Here is a 14,720-nt window from a genome sequence, read left to right on the forward strand (position 1 = left end):
AGATCACCTCACTATTGAAGGAATGATTCCTACTTTCTGTAAATAACTCTCCTGCTTTAGATCTAAACCCTTCTTTCGCTTGGTCTAGCACCAGACTAAAGTCCTACATCTCTTCTCGTATTTTAATGCGTACGAATTATCAAAAGTAAGGCAGCTTCATTAAGGAATTCTAATGTAAAAAGAGGAACATCATAAAGACCTTCCTTATGTACAAAAAGAGGCTGCCTCAAAAAAGCAGCCTCTCCATTTATAAATGAAACAAACGAAATCTATATTTTCCCTTTGGAAATCAATGTATAGGTTCTATACACGATGTACAGCACTAAACCTAAGCCTAAAAGTACGGTAAAGTAAGCCATAGAAAAAGGGTGATTATACTACAAATGTAGTAAAAACTATTAACTCTACCAAATAAATAGACTAAAATTTTTAAGGCAGTACCAGCTCTTGCATTAAGTGCTGAATCTTAGCGGCAGGATCACAGGTCAAGCCCGGATGGATCTTGGAGGTTTGAACCACTGTGCTTCTAGTAGCGGTTAACCATCTGAAACGTTCAGCTAAAGGAAATTGCCCAATAGGACCTTCACCTTCAGCTATACGCTCAAAGGTCTGGAGATAGTCTTGCAAATCTTGCCAATCCATCCCTTTGCAGAATCCCTTAAACTTATTGGGATCAACTTCCCATTTGACTTGTAGAAAACGCAAAGCCTTACAGTATAGAATAATCCCCACGTTGAAGAATTCTTCACGCTCTACTCTAGGAACTACCCTGATCACCGCATATTCATACAAGTGCTTCATCTACAAAAACCTGAGAATTTTCTAAACGTTTACTTAGGAAATCAATATATACTTGCCTATCCCCCTCTTCTACTAGCCAGGAAACGGGGAGCGCATTCACCACCTTTTCAAAGAAGGCTCTATTTAATATGCTTTTGGCAAAGGTGTCCATCTCTTGTACCTTGCTAGCTTTCCCTTTCAATACATGATCTTTAATGGCTTTGAAAGGACTTAAAGCCTGCTTCTCCCAAGTCTCCCAATTGTGATGAAAATACAAAGAAGCTCCATGGTCTATCAACCAAAGCTCCTTGTGCCACATCAGCATATTAGTATTCTTTGCCGTCCTATCCACATTCATTAGAAAGGCATCCAGCCAAACTATTAGAGAGGCCATCTCTTCCGAGATAGGATGCAAAACCGGATCAAAGGTAATAGCCCCGGATAGGTAATGAACACCTAGATTTGTACCCGTACTGAACTTGAGCAAGTCTTGAATCTCTTCATCCGGCTCCGTTCTTCCAAAGCTATCGTCTAGCTCAGCCAATACCATTTCAGGAACTTTTAAACCTAGTTTTCTGGCTATTTCTCCACCCACCGTGTCTGCAATCAAGGCCTTCGTTCCCTGTCCTGCCCCTCTGAATTTCAGTACATACAAGAACTCATCATCTGCCTCTACTATGGCAGGTAGAGACCCTCCCTCCCTCAGTGGAGTGATGTAACGGGTTATATGTACTTCCCTAAATTTCATCAGATTAAATGCTGGGTGAGATAAGCTCTAAACTTGGCGTAAGTATTATCCATCTCTGTAGCTTCTTTCTTTCCTGAAATTTGCAATGCCTCAGGAAGCTCAGGACTAAATCCGAGGATACTCTCCATTTCAGGCAGGAATTTACCGAAGTGAGCAGTAGAAAGAAATACACCTGCATGTTCACCTCCATCCATTTCCATGGCTTTTTTCAAGCCCAAATAGGCTACAGAAGTATGCGGACATGCCAAATAATGATAGGATTCATACAATTCCTTAACTCCTAGCTTCGTCTCTTCGTCCGTAAAGGAAAATCCTTTGATCTTAGCTCGCATTTTTTCTACGTCTCCGTTAAAGAGCGCTAAAAGTCGCGGAAAATTACTTGGATTCCCCACATCCATAGCATTAGATAAGGTAGGTATAGAAGGGGATATGGGTTGAAATTCACCAGATTCTAGATAATTAGGCACCACTTTATTCACATTTGTGGCAGCTACAAAATAAGAAACCGGCATACCCATTTTCATAGCCATAACACCTGCCGTCAGGTTCCCAAAGTTGCCCGAAGGCACAGAGATCACTAAATCTTTCCACAGATGCTTCAATTGCGCATAGGCATAAGCATAATAGAAAGATTGCGGAATAAGGCGGGCAATATTGATGGAATTAGCCGAAGCCAATCTGTACTTAGATCTTAACTCCTCGTCCAGGAAGGCTTGTTTTACCAAAGCCTGACAATCATCAAAAGTGCCGTTTACTTCAATGGCCTTGACGTTACCTCCCAGGGTTGTGAGCTGCAGCTCCTGCACTTGAGAAACCTTTCCCTTTGGATATAAAATAGTAACGGAAATACCTGGCACCCCGAAGAAACCTTGTGCCACTGCCCCACCGGTATCACCTGAGGTGGCAACTAAAATATTCAGTTTCTCACCACTCTGTTCTAAGAAGTAGGACATGGTAGTGGCCATAAAACGCGCACCGAAGTCCTTGAAGGCCATAGAAGGACCATGAAACAATTCAAGGCAGTACAAGTCTTTATGGAGCTTCACAGCAGGAGCACTAAAGTCCATGGCTTTAAAGATTAAAGCCCTTAATTCCTTCTCGGGAATACTCCCTTGCAGGATTCCACAGGCCATAGCCGTGGCGATTTCCTGAAAGTTCAATTGGTCACAGTACTGCCAAAAGGAAGAAGACAAGGTAGGAATCTCTACAGGCAAATAAAGGCCATTGTCCGGCGGTAAACCCCGGAAAATGGCCTCTTTAAATCCTACTTCAGGACTTTGATGACGGGTACTTTGAAGTCTCATGCCATCATAGCTAAGAACTGATCAAACAGATAATTAGCGTCATTTGGCCCCGGAGCTGCTTCCGGGTGATACTGCACAGAAAATGCGGGCTTATTCTTCAAACGAATGCCCTCAATGGTATTATCATTCAGGTTAATGTGAGTTACCTCCACCTCAGGATTTGCATTAGCCTCTTCAGGTTTCAAGGCAAATCCGTGGTTTTGAGATGTAATTTCACATTTTCCAGTGATTAAATTCTTTACAGGATGGTTCAAACCTCTGTGGCCATTGTGCATCTTATAAGTGCTGATGCCCTGAGTTTGCCCTAATAATTGATGACCTAGACAGATACCGAACAGTGGCTTGTTCGTTTCCAAAAGTTCCTTAACGGTATCTACTGCGTACTGCATAGAACCTGGATCGCCCGGGCCATTGGAGATGAAATAACCATCAGGATTCCAAGCTATGATCTCACTGGCTGGAGTTTTCGCGTTGAAAACCTTCAGATAACATCCTCTGTCAGTAAAGTTTCTAAGGATATTACGTTTACATCCATAGTCAATCACTGCTAGTCGAGTTTTTGCTTCAGGATCTCCTAAGAAATAAGGTTCAGAAGTACTTACTACTGAACTTAATTCCAGTCCTTCCATATCCGGACACTCTGCAAGTACGGCCTTTAAAGCATCAATATCATCCGTTTCAGAAGATATCAAGCAGTTCATTACGCCTTTGTCACGTATATGTCTCACGATTTGTCGAGTGTCAATGTCCGAAATACCTACAATGCCATTGCGCTCAAAATAATCTTGAAGTGAACCATCTGCCGTAGCTCTTGAATAGTACTCTTCTTCAAAGGCATTACATACCATACCTTTGATTTTGATTCCATCAGATTCCTCTTCTGTATCTAATTTGATACCGTAATTACCAATGTGTGCAGTGGTGTTCACTATGATTTGACCATAGTAAGAAGGATCCGTGTACAATTCCTGATACCCGGTCATACCGGTATTAAAGCAAATCTCCCCTGTGGTAGTTCCAATCTTTCCAAGTGCTTTTCCTCTGAACACGGTGCCGTCTTGCAACAATAGAACGGCGCTCTGAGCTATTGAAGTCATCTAATATTCTTTTATTTCGGAGTGCAAAGTTAAATTATTTTCAAGGATTTACCCGAGATTCCCTAGGATTATGTGTCAATCCTTTTTCCCAAATGTTAGAATACCATTAAAATCACTATATTATATGAGAAAAATCACAATTAAATAGCTCACTTATCAGTTTTTGATCAGTATACCTTACTTAAATTTGATCCATTAAAAAAAATCTATACCATGAAAAAGATCTTTGTAGCAACTGATTTCTCAAAAGGCGCCAATAATGCCGCTCATTATGCAAGAATATTAGCCCAAAAGAGCCAGTCAGCGCTTACTTACGTACATATCGTAACCTTGCCCGTAGTGGATCCCATGGTCAGTGCTGCCCTGCTGAGCACAACCATAGATGAATTAAAAGCAGATGCTGAAGAAGAACTGAAGAACTTAGTGAAAGAAGATAAACTTCAAGGTTTAGAATCAGAATACATCATCTCCTTTGAAGATATTCTTGAAACCCTGAAACAGCATAATGAAGAGGGTTTAGTAGTAGTAGGGAAAACGGGACAAAGAACCTTTTTGGATAAACTTATTGGCTCTACAGCACAAAATTTAATCCATCATGTAAAACAGCCCCTACTAGTGATCCCGGAAGATTTTACAGGGGATATCTTCGAAAATCTTTGCTACGCTTCCAAACTGGAATTTGACGAAGCCAAAGAAATAGCTCAGGCTTTAGAATGGAATAAATACGGAAAGAAGGACATGATCATTGCGCATATCATAGAGGAATTTCCACTAGACATACAATCTAATACCCAGTATATCCAGGAGATTCTTAAAGCCTTCCCTGAACGTGGTTTCATCATCAAGCAGTATGCCACTGAAGTATTCAAAAAAGGTATCTTCGAATTTATAGAAAAAGAAAAAGTCAGTATGCTCTTTGTTACCACCAAAAAAAGAAACATGCTGGAAAGTATTATTGACCCATCTGCCACGAAAGGTATACTTCCAAAAGCCAACATTCCCATCATGATCTTTAGCCATCAAGATTAGTTTTTACTAATTTTACTCCCACTTAAGATCCTGGAGTGAACAAGCAACTAAAGAGTTTAATCTTTCTGGTCCTAGCACTAGGCCTACTGTATTACTTTGGATTCCCCAAAAAGGAAAGCGTGCCTGACTATGTCCTGAAAGTACTAGAGCACGTGGACAATCATGGAGAAGCCCCCGAAGGTTATGTGGGTGGTCGAAAATTTGGTAACTTTGAAAAAAGACTACCGGAAAAATCCGGCAATAAAAAGATCTATTACAAGGAATGGGATGTACATCCCAAAGTCGCCGGTAAAAATCGAGGTCCGGAAAGATTAGTCACCGGAAACGATAACAGTGCTTACTACACCCCAGATCATTACGAAACCTTTACTACCATTAGATGAAGAATCTAAGCGTCATAAATCCTACTGAAATCCCAACTGATTTCGACCTTATAGAAATGGAGTCTCCTACCACTCTAAGAGAGTTTTACGAGCTGATTGCCAAGACATTGGAGTTCCCTGACTACTTTGGATTTAATTTGGATTCATTTGATGAAATGATCAATGATTTATCCTGGATGGAGAATGAAAAACTCTTCCTCTACTTCAAGAATTCCGAGAACTTTTTAAAGAACGAAAGAAACGAGACGAAGATCCAAACCCTACTAGATTTGCTCGAAGCCACTTGTGAAGAATGGAAATGGGAAGAAGAAGAGGGCAAAGAAATCCTGATAGGCTTCTCTCCAAGTGAGCGCATGGAAAGACTTCTAAGTATAGAATTATAACTTTGTATTATTCCAAGAAAATTTTATATTGCATGCTAAAGGTCAGGAAGCATGCAAAACGGAAACCTTAAAGTCATCGTTGATGATCAGGAGTTTGAATTCACTCCTGCACAAATAGAAGCCATACGGGGCCAGGATCCGGAGGCTGTACTACTAGAAAATGTCCTGTATAGAGGACAAACCCAGAAAGTGTCTGATCGGACCTATAAAACCGAAGCAGACGGACTCACGTATACCGTAAAAATCCGAAATCGTTGGGACGAAATTCTGGACAAGCTGGACATGCGAAAATCCGGAAGTCAGAAACAGACCCAGCTCAAAGCTCCCATGCCCGGTCTGGTCCTGAAAATCTCCGTACAGGAAGGTCAAGAAGTCAGTGAGAATGAATCAGCACTCATTCTGGAAGCCATGAAGATGGAAAACATCCTAAAGATTTCACAGGCTTGTGTAATCAAGAAAATCAGGGTGAAAGAAGGTGAAGCTGTAGAGAAAGGTCAGGTTTTACTGGAATTGGAATAAGGTATGGAATGGTTACAAAAGGTCCTCAGCGAACTACCTGCCTCTCCTACTTTTGAGGTAGGAAATCCACTCATTGATCATACACCGACAAAAGCGCTGAATATACCCAAATTACAGGCACATTGGCTGGTATCCCAATGGGTAGATAATAAAGACGAAGTTCTTTCCAGCCTGCAGGGCGGTGTACAAGCCTTAAGTATGAAGGCTGAAACCTACTCCACTTTAGGCGATCTTGATCTCAGCCAAAAGACCATCCGAATCGTAGGCCCCAGCGAAAATCTTTCTCCAAAAGGAAATCTTATTCTCTGTGATGAACCTCGGCCCCAGAACTTCAAAGGCAAATGGGGCATACAGGGAGATCATATGGTAGACCTGCTCATTAAAGCAGAAAAAGTGGTTTTCCAGCAAAAATATGGTCCTGTACATTTCCTTTTACCAGCCAAAGAAAACTTCTACCTCAATCTGGCTCAAATGCGAACCCTAAGGCATCTTTGGGCAAAGATCGAAGAAGCAAATCAGGCTCAAGCTGGCTCTTGTTCATTCGGAGTACTCTTACCTTGTACTGGACAGGATTCCTATACTGAGATCATAGCACGCACCCAGATGGCCACTTCAGCCATTTGCGGCGGTGCCGACTGGCTAGAAGGGGAACCCATACCCGGACTGGAGAAGGAATTTGCCAGAAGATTAGATAGAAATATCCAACATATACTACGCTGGGAAGGACATCTCGGAGAAGTTGATGACCCCGCCTCTGGATCTTACTTTTTGGAAGATCTCACCATTAAAATGATTGAAGAAACTTGGTCAACATACCTTGAAACATATGAAAAAAGTCTTAGTAGCAAATAGAGGTGAAATAGCCATACGCATCATGCGGACACTTAAGCGCATGGGCATTCGTACCGTAGCCGTTTATTCTGAAGCCGACAGGAATGCCATGCACGTAAAGATGGCTGACGAGGCAGTACTACTAGGACCGGCACCTTCTGCCTCCTCCTATCTGGATGGAGACAAGATCCTATCAAAAGCCAAGGAATTAGGGGTAGATGGCATACACCCCGGTTACGGTTTCCTCAGTGAAAATGCAGAATTTGCCGAAAAAACAGAAAATGCAGGGATCACCTTTATTGGACCCAGTCCCGAATCCATACGTATTATGGGTTCCAAATTAGCGGCAAAAGAAAGGGTAAAAGATTACAATATCCCCATGGTTCCAGGGACTGATACCGCCATCACTGACCCTCAAACGGCCTTAGAAACCGCCATATCCATAGGATTCCCCGTTCTTATCAAAGCCTCTGCAGGAGGTGGAGGAAAAGGAATGCGCGTAGTAGAAAAACAAGAGGATTTTATAGAACAAATGGAAAGAGCGGTGAGTGAAGCCACTGCCGCCTTTGGGGACGGATCCGTCTTCCTTGAAAAATACGTAGCCTCTCCCAGACATATAGAAATCCAGGTATTGGCGGACGCATATGGGAACACTATCCACCTTTTCGAAAGGGAATGCAGTATCCAAAGAAGGCATCAAAAGGTAATCGAAGAGGCACCATCCTCCGTTTTGGACGAAACCATCAGAAGCCAAATGGGTGCTGCCGCAGTGAGAGTAGCCCAATCCTGTAACTACAAAGGCGTAGGCACCGTAGAATTTCTTTTAGACGAAAATAAGAACTTCTACTTCCTGGAAATGAACACCCGCCTGCAGGTGGAACATCCGGTAACAGAAATGATTACAGGTATTGACCTAGTGGAACAGCAGGTTCGGGTAGCCAGAGGCGAAACCTTACAGTTAAGGCAAGAGGATCTAAAGATCCATGGACATGCCATTGAAGTTCGGGTTTATGCAGAAGATCCCTTTCAGGATTTTCTCCCCTCTATAGGTAAGTTAAGTAAGTACAAAAGACCCCAAGGTGAAAACATCAGGCTGGATGATGCTTATAAAGAAGGTATGGATATACCTATCTATTATGATCCCATGATTGCTAAACTGATCACTTGGGGTAATGACCGACAAGAAGCCATAGTGAAGATGCGCGAAGCTATCTCAGAATATAGCATTGCCGGAATTTCCACTACCCTACCTTTTGGCAAATATGTAATGGAACATCAGGCCTTTATTGAAGGCCATTTTGACACGCACTTTGTCAAAAAACACTACAGTGATCCACAAGAATTTAAAAGAAAACTTGCCTATGAAGCTGCAGTAGTAACCGTTGCCGGTTGGCTAAAAGACAAACTCCAATTTCCCGAAAATCCACGTAGCTTATGGATCCATCGTTGAAATATAAGAAGGTAGACCTCTGGAGTAAAAAAGAGGTGGAATTGCCCGGATTTTCTGAGAATCAGGAAGGTATTCCTGTTCCTAGAATACTTCCTACTCCGAAGTATCCCCATATAGGCTCCAGATCCGGATTTCCTCCCTTTTTAGGTGGTCCGTATGCCAGCATGTATTTGTCTAGGCCATGGACCATAAGGCAGTATGCCGGGTTTTCAACGGCAGAAGAAAGTAATGCTTTTTACAAACGTAATTTAGCCCAGGGTCAAAAAGGTCTTTCCGTAGCCTTTGACCTGGCTACGCATAGAGGGTATGATTCAGATCATCCCCGTGTAGCAGGAGATGTGGGGATGGCTGGTGTAGCCATTGATACGGTAGAAGACATGAAAATCCTATTTCATGATATCCCCTTGGATCAAATGTCCGTTTCCATGACTATGAACGGTGCAGTTTTACCTATAATGGCTTTCTATATCGTTGCGGCAGAAGAACAAGGGGTCTCTCCTGAAAAACTACAAGGAACCATACAGAATGATATCCTAAAAGAATTCATGGTGAGGAATACTTATATCTATCCTCCCGGCCCTTCCATGAAGATCGTGGGAGATATTTTCTCTTACTGCAGTAAACATATGCCTAAGTTTAACTCCATTTCTATCAGTGGGTACCACATGCATGAGGCAGGTGCACCTGCACATATGGAATTGGCGTATACCTTAGCAGATGGTTTGGAATATATTCGTACAGGACTAAAAGCAGGAATAGCCATTGATGACTTTGCGCCACGACTTTCCTTCTTTTGGGGTATAGGCATGAACTTCTTTATGGAGATCGCAAAAATGCGTGCCGCAAGGGTGCTCTGGAGCGAATATGTTTCCAAATATCAACCTAAAAACCCCAAATCTTTAGCACTGAGGACACACTGTCAAACCTCAGGATGGAGCTTGACGGCTCAGGACCCTTTCAATAATATTGCACGAACTACTTTAGAAGCACTGGCTGCTGCTTTTGGGGGAACACAATCCCTACATACAAATTCCCTTGATGAAGCCATAGCCCTTCCAACTGACTTTTCAGCCGGTATTGCTCGTGATACACAAAAATATCTACAGCATGAAAATACAGGAATCACTAAGGCCATAGACCCATGGGCCGGATCTAATTATGTAGAATATCTTACCGGTGAACTTATCAAAAAAGCAAAGGTCCTTATAGAGGAAGTGGAAAGTGTAGGTGGCATGGCGGAAGCCATAGTAAAAGGAATCCCGAAAAGAAGAATTGAAGAAGCTGCAACGGCTAAGCAAGGGCGAATAGACAGCTCTTATGAAAAGATAATAGGGGTTAATTTATTTCCTGTCCAAAACGAAACCTTACCGGAAACGCTATCAGTCTCAAACGATGTGGTACGTGCTACACAGTGCAGAAGATTAGAAGAAATCAAAGCAAAAAGAGACGAAATCAAAGTCAAGGCTCTTCTAAAACAACTGGAAAATGCTGGAGATAAAAACCTCCTCGACTTAGCCATTGAGGCAGCTAGAGCAAGATGTACTTTAGGGGAAATCTCCTATGCATTGGAAAAGTCCTTTGGCAGATATCAGGCAAACATACAAAGCATACAAGGCATTTACAGAAAGACCATGGAAAGCAATGAAGAGTTTATAAAAGCCCGAAAGATAAGTGAGCTTTTCGAGTCAAAAAAAGGCAGAAGACCCAGAATACTCATCGCCAAATTAGGTCAGGACGGTCATGACAGAGGAGCGCGAGTAGTGGCCACGGGCTTTGCCGACGTAGGTTTTGATGTAGACATGGGTCCATTATTTCAAACCCCCTCAGAGGTAGCAAAGCAAGCCGTAGAGAATGATGTGCACATAGTGGGAATAAGCTCTTTAGCTGCCGGACACAAAACCTTGGTTCCTCAAGTGATAGAGGAACTAAAAAAATGGGGTAGAGATGATATTTTGGTTATTGTGGGAGGTGTGATTCCACCTCAAGATTATGAATTTCTATATGCAAAAGGAGTGGCAGGCATCTTTGGACCGGGAACCCGAATTGCCGCATCTGCCATAAACCTAATCCAAAAACTGCAAGAGCATGCAAGATAAGAAGCAAATACTCAAAGATAAACTAACCCAGGCTTCCCTGGGAGGTGGACAAGCGCGGATCGATTCTCAACATAAAAAAAACAAGCTCACTGCCAGAGAAAGAATCCATCTTCTCCTAGACGAAGGTAGTTTTGAAGAAACAGGAGCCTTAGTAGTACATAGAACTACTGATTTTGGGATGGAAGATCAGGTTTTCTACGGAGATGGAGTAGTTACCGGGTATGGAAGAGTGGCTAACCGACTAGTCTACGTGTACTCCCAGGACTTCACCGTTTTCGGAGGATCACTTTCGGAGACTCATGCTGAAAAGATCTGCAGGCTTATGGATATGGCCATGAAAAATGGAGCTCCCATCATAGGACTGAATGATTCAGGAGGAGCTAGGATACAAGAAGGCGTAAGATCCCTTGGAGGTTATGCAGATATCTTCTATAGAAATGTAAGAGCCTCCGGAGTAGTGCCTCAAATCTCTGCCATCATGGGACCATGTGCAGGAGGTGCAGTCTATTCCCCTGCCATCACTGACTTTATCCTAATGGTAGAGAACTCCAGTTATATGTTTGTAACGGGTCCAAACGTGGTTAAAACCGTAACAAATGAAGAAGTTTCTTCTGAAGACCTAGGTGGAGCCTCCGCACATTCCGTTAAATCAGGCGTTACACATTTCACAGCGGTAAATGATTACGAATGTATAGCACAGATCAGAAAACTCCTAAGTTATATCCCTCAGAACTGTGAAGACAGGCCTCCTGCGCTTCCCTATACCTTTGGCACGGAAATCAGAGAGGATTTAGAGCAAATTATTCCGGATAATCCCAATCAACCTTACGACATGTATGCCATCATTGACGGCATCATAGACGATGACAGTTTTTTTGAAGTTCATAAAAACTATGCTGATAATATCATCGTGGGTTTTGCGAGACTAGCCGGAAAAAGTATAGGTATCGTGGCAAACCAGCCCATGAGCCTAGCCGGAGTTCTAGATATTGAAGCTTCTAAGAAAGCGGCCAGATTTATCAGATTCTGCGATTGCTTCCATATCCCTTTACTCGTATTGGAAGATGTACCGGGCTTCTTACCGGGTACGGACCAGGAATGGAAAGGCATCATAACAAATGGAGCGAAATTGCTCTATGCTTTTTCAGAAGCCACTGTTCCCAGAATTACGGTTATCACACGTAAAGCGTACGGAGGTGCATATGATGTGATGAACTCTAAACATATTGGCGCCGATTTTAACTTTGCTTGGCCAAGTGCTGAGATTGCAGTGATGGGTGCAAAAGGAGCTAGCGAGATCATATTTAAGAAGGAGATTTCTGAAGCAGATGATCCTGCAGCCAAGCTTTTGGAAAAAGAAAAAGAATATGCAGATCTATTTGCTAACCCATATCAAGCAGCCGGTAGAGGCTTCGTAGACGAGGTGATTGAGCCTAGGATGACCAGAAGAAAGTTGATCCGCGCTTTTGAATCCCTGGCCAATAAGACAGAACATTTGCCAAAGAAAAAACATGGAAACATACCTTTATAAATGCAGGATGAAAGCATAAAAAGATTTAACCGACTAATAGCGCTACTGACCTCCTTACAAACCAAGAGAATCATCAAAGCACAGGATCTTGCGGAAAGATTTGGCGTCAGTTTACGCACTATCTACAGAGACATTAGAGCTTTAGAACAAGCCGGTGTACCTATCCTTTCGGAAGCAGGAGTGGGATATTCCTTGATGGATGGTTATAGAATCCCACCCGTCATGTTTACGCGAGAGGAAGCAGGCAGCCTGGTTACTGCCGAAAAGCTAATGAGAAGCCTCTCGGATAAATCATTGGGTAACCAATTCACCTCAGCAGTAGAAAAGATCAGATCCGTTCTCAAAACATACGACAAAGAATGGCTGGATTCCTTAGATGAAACCATTCAGGTTCGCGTGCCAAAGGTCATGTTCAACGAAGAAATCGAAGATTCTCTACAGGTGGTCATTCACAGCATAGCCGACCGAAAATCGATCATCATGAAATATAAGACCTTTTACGGTGAAGAATCTGAACGAGAGATTGAACCGGTAGGTATATTTCATGAAAATAACAATTGGTACATCTTGGGATTTTGTCTACTTAGAAATGATTACAGGCAGTTTAGAACAGATCGCATTATTAAAATTAACAGAACTCAAAATAGGTTTCACCGTCAACATCCCTCACTTTCTTATTTCCTGAAGGAAAATACAGACATTCCTAGAGTTAAAGTGCGTTTACTCGTGGATCCCAAGATTGCCAACTATCTTAGCTCTTCGCGGCACAATTATGGGTATGTTTCAGAGAGGATGTCAGAAAAAGGGATAGAGATGACCTTTGAAACCATAGAAATCAGCGAAGCATTCCCCCGCTGGTTCCTATGTTTCGGTGATCATATGCAGATTTTGGAGCCGGAAGAGCTAAAAGAAAACGTGCGAAAATTGATAAGTAAGATATCAGTTTAGCGTTCCCAAAAGAATGGAGGTTGAATGCCTAAAGATCGGAGATAAACGAAACCTTGCCCTCTATGGTGGATCTCGTTCTCAACAAAATACAGAATGGCATCTATAACAGAACTTTCATATTGACCGAAAAGATTAACTCTTTCAAGGTACTTTTCACTTGGCAAGTCGGCCCAGAATTTATCTATCCTCGCCGTTTCAGCATCCCATTTATCTAGGAGCTCATGCTTAGTCTGATAAGAAGCATGCTCGTCAAATTTTTGTCGAACACCGGTGACGATCTCTTCGATACCCGGACCTTCCACAGCTAGTAATTCCTTAATCATATCTCCGAAGGTTCTCATCCCTCCTATGGAGAAGGAGAACAATTGATCTTCAGGGAATGCTTCTATGACTCTGCGAGTAAGTCTTCTGTTTGCTTGCCAGATGTCTAACCATTTTGAAGCTGATATTTGCATAGTTGTATTTGTTTTTTTTTCAAAATTAACTATGCTCCGCGACAAGGGCATGTCAGCAGCTTTAATCAATTTCGATGACTACTCCGGGACCTTGCGGACGAGAAACGCAAGTTAGCACGTAGCCTTCATCCTTCTCCTTATCCGTCAAACCGTCATCTTCATCCATCTTCACTTGACCTTCTAAACATTTGCCTAAACATGCTGTACACATTCCGGCCTGACAAGAATAAGGTAAATCAATATCTAATTCCAAAGCGGCTTCAAGTATAGTTTGGTGCGGTGCTACTTCAAACACATGGGTTTCACCATCGTATTTTACAGTAACCGTTTGAGCGGTTTGCTCCGGAAGAATTTCATCTTCCTCAATAGTAGGTGCATTGAATCTTTCATAGTGGATCCTGTCTTCGGGAATCTCAAATAAGGTATAAACCTTTTGAAGGTCATCCATCATCTTTTCCGGGCCACACATGTAGAAGGAATCATTTTTGAAATCTACGCCATGATCTTTCATGAACCAGATCACATTAGCCTCGTGTATACGCCCTTTATGCCCTACCCAGTAATCTCCGGGTCTGCTTAAGATATAAACTACTGTAAATCTACCCCTGTACGTACTTTCCAGTTCTCTCAACTGTTCCTTAAAGATGATACTATGCTCATTTCTATTACCATAAATGAGAAGAATCTTCTTATTTGTAGTTCTTAGAAGAGTTTTGATCAAAGACATCAACGGTGTAATGCCAGAACCTGCACCTATAAACACTAGATTACCTTCGGTCTCAGTATAGGTAAATCTTCCCATAGGAGGAAGGACCTCCAGAAAATCTCCTGCTTTGACATGGTCTACTAAATAATTAGACACTAAGCCTCCCGGTACGCGTTTTACGGTAATTGCTAAACCGGAATCAGTCACTGGAGAGCTAGAGAAGGAATAACTTCTGCGCACTTTCTTCCCATCCGGACCAGGAATCAGCACCGTTAGGAACTGACCTGCTTCATAGGAGATTTGACCGCTTATGGGATGCCAAAAATGAATACTAACGGTATCCTCTGTTTCTTGAACTATTTTTTGGACTTGCAGAAAGTACGAATTCATAGACTTTAAAAATTGCGCAAAGTTACGAATAATTCCGCTTGACCTAGTTCAAAAAAAAGGCCTGCATATC

At 42.3% G+C, this 14,720-nt stretch carries 15 protein-coding genes; 9 read left to right on the forward strand and 6 right to left on the reverse strand.

Annotated elements, in window-relative coordinates; all coding sequences use genetic code 11:
• Positions 1-429: 429 nt before the first annotated feature.
• The 4 genes from LBYS_RS09470 to carA are packed head-to-tail and all read right to left on the reverse strand — an operon-like array spanning position 430 to position 3,929.
• Positions 430-801, reverse strand: a complete 372-nt coding sequence (locus LBYS_RS09470; protein WP_013408656.1) for a DUF3037 domain-containing protein — start codon at positions 799-801, stop codon at positions 430-432.
• Complete coding sequence (locus tag LBYS_RS09475; protein ID WP_013408657.1) at positions 785-1,528, reverse strand: HipA family kinase; 744 nt, start codon at positions 1,526-1,528, stop codon at positions 785-787. Before LBYS_RS09475 ends, LBYS_RS09470 begins: the two co-directional genes overlap by 17 nt.
• Positions 1,528-2,832, reverse strand: coding sequence for a threonine synthase (thrC, locus tag LBYS_RS09480; protein ID WP_013408658.1), 1,305 nt, complete (start codon positions 2,830-2,832; stop codon positions 1,528-1,530). Before thrC ends, LBYS_RS09475 begins: the two co-directional genes overlap by 1 nt.
• A complete protein-coding gene (gene carA / locus LBYS_RS09485) occupies positions 2,829-3,929 on the reverse strand; it encodes a glutamine-hydrolyzing carbamoyl-phosphate synthase small subunit (protein ID WP_013408659.1) in 1,101 nt (366 codons plus the stop codon). Before carA ends, thrC begins: the two co-directional genes overlap by 4 nt.
• Before the next feature lie 213 nt (positions 3,930-4,142).
• Between carA and LBYS_RS09490 the strand changes: the two genes are divergently transcribed.
• Genes LBYS_RS09490 through LBYS_RS09530 form a run of 9 tightly spaced genes read left to right on the forward strand, consistent with a single transcriptional unit; the run spans position 4,143 to position 13,099 of the window.
• Complete coding sequence (locus tag LBYS_RS09490; RefSeq protein WP_013408660.1) at positions 4,143-4,958, forward strand: universal stress protein; 816 nt, start codon at positions 4,143-4,145, stop codon at positions 4,956-4,958.
• A gap of 35 nt (positions 4,959-4,993) precedes the next feature.
• Complete coding sequence (locus LBYS_RS09495) at positions 4,994-5,341, forward strand: guanyl-specific ribonuclease (RefSeq protein WP_013408661.1); 348 nt, start codon at positions 4,994-4,996, stop codon at positions 5,339-5,341.
• A complete protein-coding gene (locus LBYS_RS09500) occupies positions 5,338-5,724 on the forward strand; it encodes a barstar family protein (protein WP_013408662.1) in 387 nt (128 codons plus the stop codon). The genes LBYS_RS09495 and LBYS_RS09500 overlap by 4 nt, the downstream gene beginning before the upstream one ends.
• 51 nt (positions 5,725-5,775) lie before the next feature.
• On the forward strand, positions 5,776-6,243 hold the full coding sequence (locus tag LBYS_RS09505; protein ID WP_013408663.1) for an acyl-CoA carboxylase biotin carboxyl carrier protein subunit: 468 nt from the start codon (positions 5,776-5,778) through the stop codon (positions 6,241-6,243).
• A gap of 3 nt (positions 6,244-6,246) precedes the next feature.
• Positions 6,247-7,095 carry a methylmalonyl-CoA mutase family protein gene (locus tag LBYS_RS09510; RefSeq protein WP_013408664.1) on the forward strand — a complete coding sequence of 283 codons (849 nt, stop codon included), beginning with the start codon at positions 6,247-6,249 and terminating at the stop codon, positions 7,093-7,095.
• Positions 7,070-8,524 carry an acetyl-CoA carboxylase biotin carboxylase subunit gene (gene accC, locus LBYS_RS09515; RefSeq protein WP_013408665.1) on the forward strand — a complete coding sequence of 485 codons (1,455 nt, stop codon included), beginning with the start codon at positions 7,070-7,072 and terminating at the stop codon, positions 8,522-8,524. The genes LBYS_RS09510 and accC overlap by 26 nt, the downstream gene beginning before the upstream one ends.
• On the forward strand, positions 8,509-10,620 hold the full coding sequence (gene scpA / locus LBYS_RS09520) for a methylmalonyl-CoA mutase (RefSeq protein ID WP_013408666.1): 2,112 nt from the start codon (positions 8,509-8,511) through the stop codon (positions 10,618-10,620). Before accC ends, scpA begins: the two co-directional genes overlap by 16 nt.
• Entirely contained in the window at positions 10,610-12,151 is a 1,542-nt protein-coding gene (locus LBYS_RS09525; protein ID WP_013408667.1) for an acyl-CoA carboxylase subunit beta, read from the forward strand. The genes scpA and LBYS_RS09525 overlap by 11 nt, the downstream gene beginning before the upstream one ends.
• The gene (locus tag LBYS_RS09530; protein WP_013408668.1) at positions 12,152-13,099 is read left to right on the forward strand and encodes a helix-turn-helix transcriptional regulator; all 948 of its coding nucleotides are present in this window, start codon (positions 12,152-12,154) and stop codon (positions 13,097-13,099) included.
• Here LBYS_RS09530 and LBYS_RS09535 read toward each other — a convergent pair.
• Entirely contained in the window at positions 13,096-13,554 is a 459-nt protein-coding gene (locus tag LBYS_RS09535; protein ID WP_013408669.1) for a DinB family protein, read from the reverse strand. The two genes, LBYS_RS09530 and LBYS_RS09535, sit on opposite strands and share 4 nt — an antisense overlap.
• 61 nt (positions 13,555-13,615) lie before the next feature.
• A complete protein-coding gene (locus LBYS_RS09540) occupies positions 13,616-14,650 on the reverse strand; it encodes a ferredoxin--NADP reductase (RefSeq protein WP_013408670.1) in 1,035 nt (344 codons plus the stop codon).
• Between the last annotated feature and the right edge of the window lie 70 nt (positions 14,651-14,720).

This window comes from Leadbetterella byssophila DSM 17132 (assembly GCF_000166395.1).
Classification (GTDB): domain Bacteria; phylum Bacteroidota; class Bacteroidia; order Cytophagales; family Spirosomataceae; genus Leadbetterella; species Leadbetterella byssophila.